Source organism: Pseudoalteromonas phenolica (assembly GCF_001444405.1).
Taxonomy (GTDB): Bacteria; Pseudomonadota; Gammaproteobacteria; order Enterobacterales; family Alteromonadaceae; genus Pseudoalteromonas; species Pseudoalteromonas phenolica.
Map to the genome: position 1 here is coordinate 1,383,315 of NZ_CP013187.1, position 13,895 is coordinate 1,397,209.

General features: G+C 40.0%; 10 protein-coding genes. 4 read left to right on the forward strand and 6 right to left on the reverse strand.

The window, feature by feature from the left end; translation table 11 throughout:
- Positions 1-6: 6 nt before the first annotated feature.
- The 3 genes from PP2015_RS06120 to PP2015_RS06130 all read left to right on the forward strand — a co-directional run bounded on the left by PP2015_RS06120 (position 7) and on the right by PP2015_RS06130 (position 3,704).
- Entirely contained in the window at positions 7-648 is a 642-nt protein-coding gene (locus PP2015_RS06120) for a dioxygenase family protein (RefSeq protein WP_058029429.1), read from the forward strand.
- 123 nt (positions 649-771) lie between these two features.
- Complete coding sequence (locus tag PP2015_RS06125) at positions 772-2,958, forward strand: OsmC domain/YcaO domain-containing protein (RefSeq protein ID WP_058029430.1); 2,187 nt, start codon at positions 772-774, stop codon at positions 2,956-2,958.
- Positions 2,959-3,305: 347 nt separating this feature from the next.
- The gene (locus PP2015_RS06130) at positions 3,306-3,704 is read left to right on the forward strand and encodes a hypothetical protein (RefSeq protein ID WP_058029431.1); all 399 of its coding nucleotides are present in this window, start codon (positions 3,306-3,308) and stop codon (positions 3,702-3,704) included.
- A gap of 127 nt (positions 3,705-3,831) precedes the next feature.
- Here the strand turns inward: PP2015_RS06130 and PP2015_RS06135 are convergent, their stop codons facing one another.
- The 6 genes from PP2015_RS06135 to PP2015_RS06160 all read right to left on the reverse strand — a co-directional run bounded on the left by PP2015_RS06135 (position 3,832) and on the right by PP2015_RS06160 (position 12,915).
- Positions 3,832-4,887 (reverse strand): lipocalin-like domain-containing protein, encoded by a 1,056-nt coding sequence (locus PP2015_RS06135; RefSeq protein WP_083496532.1) that lies wholly within the window; start codon positions 4,885-4,887, stop codon positions 3,832-3,834.
- Positions 4,888-4,889: 2 nt separating this feature from the next.
- Entirely contained in the window at positions 4,890-7,280 is a 2,391-nt protein-coding gene (locus PP2015_RS06140; RefSeq protein WP_058029433.1) for an FtsX-like permease family protein, read from the reverse strand.
- 3 nt (positions 7,281-7,283) lie between these two features.
- The gene (locus PP2015_RS06145) at positions 7,284-7,940 is read right to left on the reverse strand and encodes an ABC transporter ATP-binding protein (RefSeq protein WP_058029434.1); all 657 of its coding nucleotides are present in this window, start codon (positions 7,938-7,940) and stop codon (positions 7,284-7,286) included.
- A gap of 101 nt (positions 7,941-8,041) precedes the next feature.
- Positions 8,042-10,009: a methyl-accepting chemotaxis protein gene (locus tag PP2015_RS06150; protein ID WP_058029435.1), complete on the reverse strand. Its 1,968-nt coding sequence runs from the start codon at positions 10,007-10,009 to the stop codon at positions 8,042-8,044.
- Positions 10,010-10,105: 96 nt separating this feature from the next.
- The gene (locus tag PP2015_RS06155; protein ID WP_058029436.1) at positions 10,106-10,945 is read right to left on the reverse strand and encodes a pirin family protein; all 840 of its coding nucleotides are present in this window, start codon (positions 10,943-10,945) and stop codon (positions 10,106-10,108) included.
- 191 nt (positions 10,946-11,136) lie between these two features.
- A complete protein-coding gene (locus PP2015_RS06160) occupies positions 11,137-12,915 on the reverse strand; it encodes an ABC transporter transmembrane domain-containing protein (protein ID WP_058029437.1) in 1,779 nt (592 codons plus the stop codon).
- Positions 12,916-13,112: 197 nt separating this feature from the next.
- Here PP2015_RS06160 and PP2015_RS06165 point away from each other — a divergent pair, with 197 nt between their 5' ends.
- The gene (locus tag PP2015_RS06165) at positions 13,113-13,895 is read left to right on the forward strand and encodes a putative porin (protein ID WP_058029438.1); all 783 of its coding nucleotides are present in this window, start codon (positions 13,113-13,115) and stop codon (positions 13,893-13,895) included.

Below are 13,895 nucleotides of genomic sequence, written 5' to 3' on the forward strand. Positions count from 1 at the left end.
AATACAATGAAGCGCAGAGAATTTATTAAAAGTGCAGCCTTGGGCTCGATGGGCGGTTTACTTATAAGCCAAACGTTCGGTGCACAGGCAGGCGGTAACATGTTAACCCCTAGAGAAGTCGAAGGGCCGTTTTACCCCATAACGCCGCAAAAAGACAAGGATGCTGATTTAACCCAAATCGAAGGTAAAGTAGGGCGTGCCAAAGGCACCATTATAGATATTTTTGGGCAAGTGTTTGATCAAGATGGTAATGCCATTGAAGATGTCACCATAGATCTATGGCAGGCTAATAGTTATGGTAAGTATCACCACCCGCACGATAACAGTGAAGCGCCAATTGACCCGCATTTTCAAGGGTGGGCGATTTTGCAAAGTGGCAAACAAGGGCGCTTTAAATTTAAAACCGTGATGCCGGGTGCATATCCGTTAAATTCACCGCAGCAGCGTACACCGCATATTCACATAAAAATCAGTAAGTACGGTTATGAGTCTTTACTGACACAGCTATATTTTCCCGATCAGCCTTTAAACGACAAAGATGGCTTGTTTAAGCGCAAATCTGTGCAAGAGCAGAAAATGATGACGGCTAAAAAAACTAGCAAATCGAACGAGTATCGCTACGATATTTTTCTGCAAAAGGCATTTTAGTTTGCCGTTGGCGTTTTTTTATAATTAACCCAAGACAGTTGAGCAGAAAAAGCGGATAATTAGCGGTATTTTTAGAAAAGCGCTTACAAAGCATAGTAAGCGCGCGACCGTGGAAACCGCTCTATGGAAATCAAAGTTAACTTTCTTGATAATCTTCGAATTGAAGCGAAATTCGATGATTTCTCAATTATTGCCGATCAACCTATTCGTTATAAAGGTGATGGCTCAGCACCAAGCCCATTCGATTACTTCTTAGCTTCATCAGCAATGTGTGCAGCTTACTTTATTAAGGTGTACTGTAACGCCCGTGATATTCCGACCGATGGCATTCGCGTCGCGCAAAACAACATTGTTGATCCTGAAAATCGCTATAACCAGATTTTTAAAATTCAGGTAGAGATCCCTGAGCATATCTCTGAGAGAGATCGTGAAGGTATGTTGCGTGCGGTTGACCGCTGTACAGTGAAAAAGGTTATCCAAACTGGGCCTGATTTCCAGCTTGAAACCGTTGAAAACCTAGACGCTGACGCGCAAGCGATGTTGATGACAACGCCAGAAGGCGGCACAGAGACATATATTTTAGGTAAAGACCTTCCGCTTGAGCAGACCATTGCCAATATGACATCGGTAATGGAAGACTTAGGCATGAAGATCGAAATTTCTTCTTGGCGCAATATCGTACCGAATGTTTGGTCATTACATATCCGTGATGCGGCTTCTGAAATGTGCTTTACCAATGGTAAAGGTGCAACCAAGGAGAGCGCATTATGCTCGGCATTAGGCGAATTCATCGAGCGCTTAAGCTGTAACTTCTTCTATAACGACCAGTTTTTTGGTACTGAAATCGCCAATGCTGAGTTCGTGCATTATCCAAATGAGAAGTGGTTTAAGCCAAATGAAGAAGATGAATTACCGACAGAAATTTTAGACGAATACACGCGCGAAATTTACGATCCTGAAGGTGAGTTATGTGGTTCACATCTAATTGATACTAACTCAGGCAATGTTGAACGTGGTATTTGTTCTATTCCTTATACACGTCACTCAGATGGAGAAACGGTTTACTTCCCAACCAACTTAATCGAGAACTTATTCTTAAGTAATGGTATGAGTGCGGGTAATAACCTAGCAGAAGCGAAAGTTCAGTGTTTATCTGAGATTTTTGAGCGTGCGGTTAAACGTCAGATCATCGAGCAAGAAATTGTATTACCAGATGTACCACAAGCCGTATTAGATAAGTTCCCAGGTATTGTTGAAGGTATTCAAGGTCTAGAGGAGCAGGGCTTCCCGGTTGTAGTAAAAGATGCATCTCTTGGCGGTCAATTCCCTGTGATGTGTGTGACGTTGATGAACCCGAAAACGGGCGGTGTATTTGCGTCATTCGGTGCCCACCCAAGCTTTGAAGTGGCCCTTGAACGAAGCTTAACTGAGCTATTGCAAGGTCGCAGCTTCGAAGGCTTAAACGACGTACCCAAGCCAACATTTAACAGTATGGCAGTGCAAGAGCCGGAGAACTTTGTTGAACACTTTATTGATTCAACAGGTAAAATTTCTTGGCGTTTCTTCAGTGCTAAGCACGATTATGAGTTTGTTGAATGGGACTTCTCAGGCACAACTGAAGAAGAGTCAGACAAGTTATTTGGTATTTTGGAGTCGATGGGTAAAGAAGCTTATGTGGCTGAATTTACACACATTGGTAACGCATGTCGTATTCTTGTACCAGACTACTCAGAAGTATACCCAGTTGAAGACTTAATTTGGGATAATACCAATAAAGCCCTGCAATATCGTGAAGACATCTTAAATCTACATCGTTTGAGTGAAGATGAATTGGCTGATTTAGTTGAGCGTTTAGAAGAGTCTGAACTAGACAACTACATCGACATCATCACATTAATTGGTATTGAGTTTGACGAAAACACAGTGTGGGGTCAGCTGACAATTCTTGAGCTTAAGCTATTAATTTATTTAGCGTTAGGTGATTTAGAAGCGACTAAAGAACTTGTTGAAGCTTTCTTACAATACAACGACAACACCATTGTTGAGCGTGGTTTATTCTACCAAGCAATGGATGCAACCTTAGAAGTCGCTCTTGATGAAGAGCTTGAAATTGAAGATTACATTCATAGCTTCACACGTATGTTCGGTCAAGAAGTGATGGATGCCGTTGTCGGCTCAATTAATGGCGATGTGACTTTCTATGGTTTAACTGAAACCAGCATGAACCTTGAAGGTCTAGATAAGCATTTACGCTTAATTGAAAGCTATAAAAAGCTACATGCAGCACGAGCGCGTTTAGCAAACAGCTAAAATTATCATCGAGAATATAAGTATTGAAAGGCGCTTATTGATATAAGCGCCTTTTTTGTATTCGATTTATTCTATAGTATGTCGCTAGACATAACCGCTTACATTTAAAAGCAAAATTGACATCAATTAGTGCAAATAAAGTAATACACTGTGAACTCATTCAGGTTAGTTATTCAAACGTTTGAAGTGCTACCTGACTGCTTATTTTCACAAGGTTAAAGCTTATCTCCCATCCAAGCTTGAGCTACTTTCGCCCCACATTTTGGGGCTTTTTTATTTTTTGATTATTGTTGTTGCCAACGAAATTATTTATCATCTGAGAATATTTTAGGTACAGAGAGCAATCAGTGTTACAAAGAAATAAGTTCCTTACTTTCATCTCATTTACAACATTCTTTGCATCCATTCTAGGGCTCGGTGTTAACTTCTACAGTTACATTGCGAATGAAGTTTTTTTGCTATTTTTTGGCCTTCTATGTATTGCAGGCCTGATTGCTAGTGTATTGCTTCATAATGCATATTTAATTGGCAAATATATAACGACTTTATTTTGGCTGAGCCAAAGTATCGTAGTTGGTGTGGGGGGTATGAAAATTGGTTCTTCATTCGCATTTGCGATTAGTATGCATTTTAACTTAACACCCGACAGCTATGTGGTGATTAATCTTATCGGTGTCACAATGACTGCTTTGTGCTTATTGAAATTAAATAAGTCTGAAGTTAAAGCTCAAGCTGTTAGGGCGTAAAATGCAAACCTGAGCGTGGCATAAAGCCACGTCTTCACTCAGTAAAATTGGAACAGGTGAGTAATGAAGGTTAATCATTAACTGTTTAACTAACTGCTCTCACTATTAAAAACTAATATTTTAATAACTAGTATCCAAATAACTCTGCATATCCAACACCCTTAAAGCCGCCGCTGGCTTTAACTCTGCCTTCCCAATATTGTATTGAGAGCTTATTGACTGAGTCTTTAGTGAGGGTTTCAATCAAGATAGGCTCGATATTCGGCAAAGTAACACGCCATTTGTTCGGGTAGCGTTTGTTATCAATACTAATGTGTTCGAGCTTCTCTAGCTGAATATCCTGTTTGTGAATTTGTTGTGTTTGGCCTTTTTCATCAATATGTGTGCCGCTGCAGTAATCATAGTTCTGCTGTGAATCACGAATGCAAAATAGCATCAGGCCTGTTTTTTGACTTTTATCAGTGCCACTTACTAGGCTAAACCAGTCCCAACCCATTTGATTTTTGTCGATCAAGCTTGCTGACCATTCTCGGTCGTACCACGCGTTACCTGTGACTTTATACTCTTTACCTGCAAAGGTTAGGGTTCCAGCAGTTTCAAGAAATGGGTAGCTAAAATAGTAAGAGGCATGACCGCTTTGTGTTTTTTGGCTGTAGCCATTGTCACCATGTAGCGTAAGTGGACTATTAGCTAGCGAGACATCAATGGCAAAGTCGCCTTGTTTGGCTTTCATTTGCAGGGGCAAAAAGCTGTGCGCTGTACTTTTAAGTGACCAATCATCTAAAAAAGCAGCAAATGGCTGTGCTGTTATTTGTGCTTGGCCTGCACGAGCGTAGCGCTCAAAGGCAACATGTTTTTGCTCATGTTGCAGGGCAAAGTGCGCGAAGTAGAGCTGATCGTCCCACCAAGTTGATTCAAAGGGTAGCGGTACTTGGGTTCTAAATAGCGTCCACTGTGCACCAAAAGTTTCACCTGTCTCAGCAGTCAAAGTGGCTGTGATGTACCACCATTCAATGCCTTGTGGTAAATGTGCACCATGATCTTCTGGAAACTTCACACCACGTTTGGCATCGACAGGTTTACCGCGCATGGTATGTAAAAGCTGTTTTTCTTGCGGCTGTGGTGCTCTTTCACACCCCAGCAGTGTCAATAGAGTGAATAATAAGACATAAGCAGATTTCACAATTAACCTTCCTTACGATGTAAGCTGGCAGTGAGTCTTTTCACTGGGAGATAAGCGCATACAACAGCAGATAAAAGCAAGAATAAACAGGTGCTGATCAATGCTGGTATATCTAGATAGAAATGTATGGTCCAACCAAAGGCAATAGGCATGACATATTTCAGCAATGCCAAACCCAAAGCTAATCCTAGCGGAATGGCAAATAAGCATGTAAATCCGACTAAAATAATGGTTTGTATGAGTTTTAGCTTATGTAACTGACTCGGATCGACTCCTAGGCTATTCAACACAGCCAGTTGTTTAGCGTGCTGGGCACTGAGGCTTAATAGGCTTATACATAAACTGATCAGTGCGATGGCGAGAATAAAACCATTGAGCACTTTCGTGACTTTAAAGGTGTCGTTAAATAGTTTATTTGCGATTTCTTTAAAGCGTTTATTCTCTGAAATGGTGGTGCTATCTACCCCATAGCTATTAATCAGCTTTTCAGTAATTTGAGAGGTTGATACTTGTTCGTTCAATGTCAGAGATAGGCCATACACTTGCCAATGCAATGGGCTTTGCTTGATATTGTCTTCAAGGGTAATGAGTCCTAATGCGGTGTTGCCATAATCATAAGCAAACGCCGAAATACGACATAAGAAGCTGTGCTGGTTTTGTTTGAACGTCACAGTATCGTTAAGTTTAATATCGTGTTTTATAAGTGCTTGTTCATTGGCTATGCAGCCATTATTAGTAAAGTGTGCAGCACTGACAGACTTGCCTGAAGTTAAGTTGATATGTGAAAAAGCTTCAGCGCTATTACCAAAGCTGGCAAGTTTAGCTGGCATAGTATCGATGTAACCGTTAGATGCCATGTAAATACCAACACGTTGAATATCAACATCATTACTTAGGTTCGCTCTTAATTCTGGTTGGTATTTATCAACATAAATATACATGTCGGCACTGAGTTGCTTTTCAAGGTGTGCATTTAATGTATTACTGAAACTTTTTACCATAATTTGCATACCTATCGCGCTACCAAGCGCAACTAAGATAGCCACAATGGCAATACGTAATTCAGTTAATTGAGATTTACTGTCGGCATACAACCATTGCCAAAGAGGTTGCTCAAATGGGTTTTTGAAACACAGCAAACCTTGTAGGCAAGTTGGTGTGAGCAGCACAAACAAAGCTAAGGTGAAAAAACACAATAACAGTGCTTCAAATTCAGTGCTGGCATTTAAATACAAGTAACTCAGTGCGGCAAGAATACCAAGTAGCGATAGACCGAAAAGCATATTGCCTTGGTTTTTCAGCGTGTTTTTTTGAGTTACAACCATTAGTGCCAATGTCGCTAAGTTGACGATAAATCCCAGTGCTAAAGTTTGCCACTGCCAGCCGATTGTGAGTGCTTTATCCAACTGATATAAGCCCATTAAGGTACGGTTTATATCGAGTACCAGAGCATTGGCAATTAAAAACCCAGCTAAGCTGCCAAGTAGCGCGGTGATAAAGCTCATGAGGGTAAACTCTATGACAATGGCTGTCGTGATGGCCTGTTTTGAACACCCCAACAGGTTAAATTGAGTGAGCAGTTTTTTGCGCCCGGCAATAGAAAGCTTAATGGCATTGAAGCTTAAAAACGCAGCGACAATGTAACCTAGTAGCGCCAGTGCTGTGAGGTTAAAAAAGAAGGCTTCAGAAAGCGCATCAAAGTCTTGCTCTTGTGAGGCAATTAATCTGGCTTCATGACCTAAAATGGCTTCAACCTGCGAAGCCTGCTCTTTTGTAAGACCTGTGAATTCGATAAAACTGAGTTTACCTTGTGCGCTGAGTAACATGTCTGCATAAGCAATATCGGTGAGCGACCAAACGCCTATGTCATCAACTAACATAAATTTTGGCGTATGCGGATTGTTTTGTAGCGTAAGCTTCTTGTCATCTTTGTTGAATTGATATTTTTGTGCCCGCTTACGGTCAATCATAATGGCGTCAAATGCAAAGCCTGTGTTCTCGTTCTCTCCAGTTTGAGTCGATAATGCGGGAATAGGCTGAGTCATCCAGAGCAAACTGTTTATGCCTTGAACGTAAAGCGTTTTACCTGAATCAAGAGTAAGCTTTCCCCGCAATACAGGTTGTGCGTTGGTGAAACCATTTTCGCGTAACTTCAGCCATAACTTGCCATCAATATAGTCTTGGCCAATGGGTGGTTTGACGATGTGACTAACCGCAGAGTCTATGAGGGCTGACGATGTATTGTGGCGGTTTTCTGCTTCTTGATTAAGCCCGGCAATGGCAGTGAGTAGGGCACTGCCTAAACTTAAGCCCACAATGAAAAGCAATAATAGCCAAGGGTGACGCCTAAAATACGCTATGTGCGTCGTCAATATCAGTTTAATTTCGGCCATGGTTTACTCGTTAAATTGCCCGTTAGCGAGCACTTTCACCGTATCAAAATACTGCGTCAGTTGCTGCGAGTGAGTGACCATAATTAAGTTGATTTGTCTTTCTTTACATAAGCTTGTGAGCATTTCAACTACTTGGTGGGAGCGAGCTTGATCTAAGTTGCCGGTAGGTTCATCAGCGAGTATGAGCTTAGGCTGGTTTATTAATGCTCGGACTATTCCAACGCGTTGTTGTTCCCCCCCAGACAATTGGTGCGGCAACTTATTCAATTTACCATTTAAACCAAGTTGCTCAATTAAAAGATCAAATTCTTTAGCGGTTTGATTAGGATAGTTGAGCTGGTGCTGAAATAAGATATTTTGTTTAACAGTCAGACAATCGAGCAATTGGTAATGCTGGAATATGAGGCCTATTTTTCGACGATAATGGGCAAGTTGTTTGTCGTTATACGCAGAGATAACCTCGCCATTAATAATGATTTGACCACCATCGGGTGTGAGTAACCCCGCGAGTAGGTGTAAAAGGGTGGTTTTTCCTGAGCCACTGTCACCCAGTAATGCAACTTGCTCTTTTGTACTGACTTCAAAGCTAAAGTCATCGAATAGAGTTTGTACTTGGTCGCCATCAGCGCGAGAAAAGCATAGATCTGTTACGCTTATCACTGTAATTCCTTGTTACTCAGTGGTTTTTTGTAGTCTACAAAAAACACAGCAAAATCAAAAGGAATTCATGAAAATGAAATTTTGATTAAACGCTCATTGGGTTAATTGACAATATAACGTTTGATCATGTGTTCAAAATTAGCATTCTGATTAATAAGGTACTGAATTTGTTTTTCTAACTCAGTCATATCAGTTGTAATCCCTGATGACTCTTCACTGATTTGTGAGACATTTTTAGTTATATCTGATGCAGCTTCTGATTGTTCTTCTGCTGCGTTTGAAACAAACTCTAAACTTTTTTGGATGCCAGAAATTTTCTCAGAAAGACTCGTCATATCGTGTAACGAAGCTTGGCTATTGTCCGCTGTTTTGCTACTTGCGGTGTGAATGTTTTCCATGATCTCTTTTAAAGATTCTGCATCAGCCTTGACGAGTTCTAAAACTTCACTGATTTCAGATGTTGCATCTTGAGAGCGTATTGCTAGCTGTCTAACTTCGTCAGCGACGACTGCAAACCCTCGGCCTTGCTCACCAGCTCTTGCTGCTTCAATCGCGGCATTGAGAGCTAAAAGGTTTGTCTGTTCGGCAATACTTTTTATGCTTTCAAGTATAGTGACAATTGACTGGCTTTTTTGGTGCAAGCTCTCAGTACCTTGGTACGCTTGTTCGTTCATCTGTAATAAAGAGTCGATAGATGTATTGGATTCTTGGGTAATCTTTTGCGTGTTTTGAGATAAGTCATCTAGTTGATGAGTGTGTCCCATTGAGCCTTGCATATCACCTTTAATACTCACAGAAGTTTGATAAAGTTCTTCAGTTGCTGCAGCAATGGTTTGCAAAGCCCCATCGTTTTTAGCAACTTGTTGGCCAACATGCTTACTAATATATTCAAGTTTCTTTATGCCTTCATTGGTATTAATTAAGGCATTTTTAAGCTGCGCAACTAAATTCGATTGAGACTCGAGTAATCTATCAATATGTTGGCTGATAAAACCTAACTCGTCATTTGCATTGTCATTCAATCGCAGTGTTAGGTTGCCCGTACTTATAGTTTGATTTAGGGCTTCTTGAATCTTATCAATTTTTTGAGTAAGGCCTCTTGTCACTCTTAAGTTCGCCAAAACGATTACTAAACACAGAGTCACTAAACCGACCAATTTCATAATTAATGCGCTCATAGCGTTATTAACTAAATCAATTGCCTCGTTCTGAATATGATTGCTGTTGTTGTCGGCATGTTGCTTTATTTGGTTAATGTAATCGGTGGTAGCTGCAAACCAATTGCTCGGTTTCGGCCAATCTAATGGGGAGCTAGCAGTATTAAAAACGGTTTCAATAGTCTGATTTATTTGGTTATTTATTGAGGTGAATTTAGATTGTGCTAAAAAACTTTGCTCAAGAGAGTTATCTTCTAAAAGTAGTTTGAATCTCTTAATATCGCTAAGATAAATGAAAATGTCTTGTTTTTGATTTTCATTATATGATTTACTGGAAAGCACTCCATTCATTTTACCTCGAACTTGCCCTAAATGTTCTTTCATATGAGAAAGGTAATAAACATCAACAAGTTGATACCTTATATTTTTATCTTCAATGGCTAGTACGATAGATTTTACTAAATCTAAAGCAAGTTGATTCAATTCAGAATAAAATGCAAAAGCTTGTTTACCATTACGATTTTTTACTTGCCTTCTTATTTGTTCTAATTCACCACTAAATTTTTCTATGCGACGTTTTAAAGGGGAGAGGGCAGCTATTGAGTTTGGCAATTGTAATTGTTTGAGCTGACTCAGTGCAGAATCAGCTTTTTTTCTTTGTTGAGAGAGTTTTTGCCATACAGAGTCATCACCACTGCCAATAAAACCTGCAGAAAGTCCGCGTTCAACAGCAAAATTGTGTGCAACACTGTCGGCTATTTTCGAAAACTCAACGAATTGTTGGTCCTGCTTTGCATGGTTAATTTTATTGATGTCATACTTAACCGAAAGTGAAATAGTGAAGGCAAGAAAAACCAGAGTGATAATTGAAATAGTATTGATTGCACGCTTGAAAGAAAGATTGGCCAGCATGATTTTCCCTTTAAATAGCTCCTAATTGATATTAGTAGAGCTTAGAGAAAGTTCAACTGGCCATTAGCAGATGTTTAATAAAGAACAATTATAAAGTTATACAATATCGCCAAAGCGACCCATTTGATAATCTCGAACAGCTTGATGTAGCTCCTCTTGGGTGTTCATTACAAAAGGCCCCATGTGGGCGATTTTCTCTCGAATGGGTTCACCCACTAACACTAAAACACCTAACCCCCTTTCACCTGCTTTTAAAGTCAGCGGTGCTTTGGGGTCAACCTCAAACTGATAGGTTTCGACGTATTCAGTGTCAGCAATTGAGCCAGAATGAATATAAACAATTGCTTTGCTGTGTGCCGAAATGTCTAAAGTTGTTTCTGTGTTCGTTGGTAATATTACATCGGCAATCGCGCCATTACCTGCCAACTCATTAATGGATGATGTTGCGCTTTGTTGCTCTAGTTGCCAAGTACCAGCCAGTGCTCTTAGCTCTATACCAGTGTCATTTTGTAACACGGGCACTTTTTTCTCTGTAGTATCTTGATAGCGAGGTGGACGCATTTTGTCTTTTGCTGGCATGTTTAACCAAATCTGAAATCCATGCATGCCTTGTTCGGCATCAGCGAGTGGCATTTCAGAGTGTATTACACCGCGACCAGTACTCATCCACTGTACGTCACCTGCACGTATGGCCTTTTTATTACCCATTTGATCTTGGTGCTCAAAGCCGCCTTTACGAATATAAGTAAAGGTTTCAATTCCACGGTGAGGGTGAGCGGGGAAGCCTGCCATAAAATCACTTTTATTATCTGATTTTAGTTCATCGATCATCAAAAATGGATCAAGGCTTCTGCCGTCAAAACCTGCAATACGGCTAATGTTGACACCAGCTCCATCTTGGGTGGCATGTGCTTTGTTGGTACGAATAATTTTCATGCTGTTTAATCTCTAACGTTTTGATGAGATAAATTTAGCAAGTTTGATTGAGGTAAATAAGTGGATGAAATTGATGGGTGTGTTCAAATATTTTGAATAGTTTGTTTCAGAGTAGGTTACCTAGCTTGATAGGGTGTAATCAAGCTAGGAGATAAGCAATATTGTTAGTGAAATCAAAATATAGTAAATGACTAATCTAATTTACCTGAATGTTCAAATTGTAACTCACAAAGTCTTTGATATAGCTTTGATTCTTTGAGTAGTGTTTGATGGTTGCCTTGCGCAACAATTTGCCCTTTATCCATCACCACTATGGTATCGGCATGCATGACGGTTGCTAGACGATGAGCAATGATCAACGTCGTTCTATCTTGCATAAGCTCATTTAATGCAGCTTGAACATGAAATTCACTTTCTGCATCAAGTGCGCTGGTGGCTTCATCAAGCAATAAAATTGATGGGTCTTTCAAAATAGCTCGTGCAATTGCGATTCGCTGTTTTTGACCTCCTGATAATCTCACGCCTTGCTCACCTAAAAAGCTGCCATAGCCTTCAGGTAAGCTTGTAATAAAATCATGAGCATGGGCACGTTTTGCGGCTTCGATTACTTGTTCATCAGTTGCACTTGGGTTGCCGTAGCGTATGTTGTGCCATACATCGGAACTAAATAGCACGGGGTTTTGCGGCACCATGCCCATTGTGTGTCTAAGAGAATCTAAAGTCAGAGAGTCAATTGATTGCTCGCCGATACTGATATTGCCTATTTGCGGATCATAGAAACGCTGCAGCAACTCAAATAGGGTCGTTTTACCAGCACCTGAAGGCCCAACAATGGCAACGACTTTTCCTTTTTCAACTGTTAAATTGACAGAATTTAGCGCAGCGACCTCAGGCCTTGAAGGGTAATTAAAAGTAACATTGTCAAATTTTAGATGGGCATCTTCATGCCAAGTAAGCAAGGAGGCATTCTCTTTGTTAGTAATATCACTTTTGACATTCAATAAATCTAACAACCGTGTTGCAGCACCCGCAGCACGTTGCAACTCACCATATACTTCAGAAACAGTTGCAACACTCGAGGCAACAATCACTGCATAAAAAACGAAGGCTGCAAGCTCACCGCCAGACATACGTCCAGCGATCACATCCATACCACCGACCCATAGCATCACAGTTATGGCGCTAAATGTTAAACCAATGACAGCAGCAATTAAGATTGCACGCTGTGTTATACGGTGCTTTGCTACTGTGAATGCTTTCTCTACTTCTTCGCCAAATGCGGCTTTTTCTTTTGTTTCATGGGTATAACTTTGTACCACCTTGATGTTTTGAATAATTTCACCGGCATAGGTGCTTATATCAGCAATGGCACTCTGGCTGCTTTCAGAAAGCTTACGTACTTTTTTACCAAAAAAGAAAAGAGGGAGCAGAGTCAAAGGCACGCAGAGCATCACCAATAAAGTCAATTTAAAGTTCAAAATGAATAACATGACTAAACCGCCAATCATCATTAAAACACTGCGCAGCGCCATAGAAAATGATGAACCAACGATGGACTGTAACAGTGTTGTGTCCGTGGTTAAGCGTGACATCAGCTCGCCGCTGCGGTTTTCTTCAAAATAACTCGGGTGTAGGTGGATAATTTTATTAAACACGGCTTTTCGAATGTCATTACAAACCCGTTCACCAATCCAGCTCATTAAATAAAAACGAGTAAATGTACCACCTGCGAATAAAACAATCAGTGCAATCATGACAAAGACTGCATTGGTGAGCTGTTCTACAGAGCCTGCAATAAACCCATTATCGATGACATATTTCACGCCTTGTCCTAATAAGAGGTTTAAGCCAGAAGTAAATAACAGGACTAGTAAGGCTGAAAGCGCAACCAGTTTATAGGGCTTCACAAAACCAAAAATAGGCAACAGGCTTTTAAAAGCGGATTGTTGTTTTATGTTGTTAGCGCTCAACAGTGTCTCCAAGTTTTTAGTTTGACTAAATATAAATTAGAAGTATGCAAAGTGTGCCTTTAATTGGCTGAACTATAAAGATAAATGAATGGAAATAATCGAATGTTTTGTAACAAATAGTCATTTGCGGTTAAGGCAATTTCGATTAGAATGCCGCCTCATTTGATTATGTTTTCAATGGAAATTAAAGGAATACCATGAAAAAACTTCTTACTGTTGCAGTGATTGCAGCAATTTCTTCATTTTCTTCTTTAGCTGATGAGTCTAAACAATTATTCAATCAGGTAAATATTGCTGATTTTCCAAAAGGTGATAATGCATATTATCTCTCTAGCCATTACTTTTTTGCGCCGCAACAGCATTCAGGTGTTTGGGATGATTTTGGTTATTTAAATACCGATACCAACATTCAAGCGGCTTACTTGAATTATGATAATGTGACAGATATTGCAGTATCAGGTGAATGGTTTGCTACTAAAGAATGGTTTGTATTTGGTGGTACTGAAGACATAAGTCATATTCGCAATGATGCTGAAATTGGTTTTGGTTATTTATTTGCTGATAAATTAAAGTTGAGTATTCGATATCAAGATCGTAAATATGGCAGCGATCAAACTATGCTGAAAGCAGAGTATAACCACCAAATTAATGAACATGATTATGTCGGTGTTACCCTTGATACTGAGTCTGATTTCGACACTTGGACACTTTCTGGCCGTTATTTTAAAAAGCTTTCTGGCGATCAGTTTATTAGCTTAGATATAGACCATGAAAAAGATTATTATTTTAATGAAGATTACACTTCTGCGGTAGTAAATTATTACATGAATCGCAATTTATCATTTGGTCTAGGTTCATACGACTCAGACTTAGGTATTCAAGCGAAATACTTCTTCAATGATAAGTTTCATTTAGGCGGCAGCATAATCGATTTTGATGCTGGCGAAGTTTACCAGCTTTCTTTCACCGCTCAGTATTAA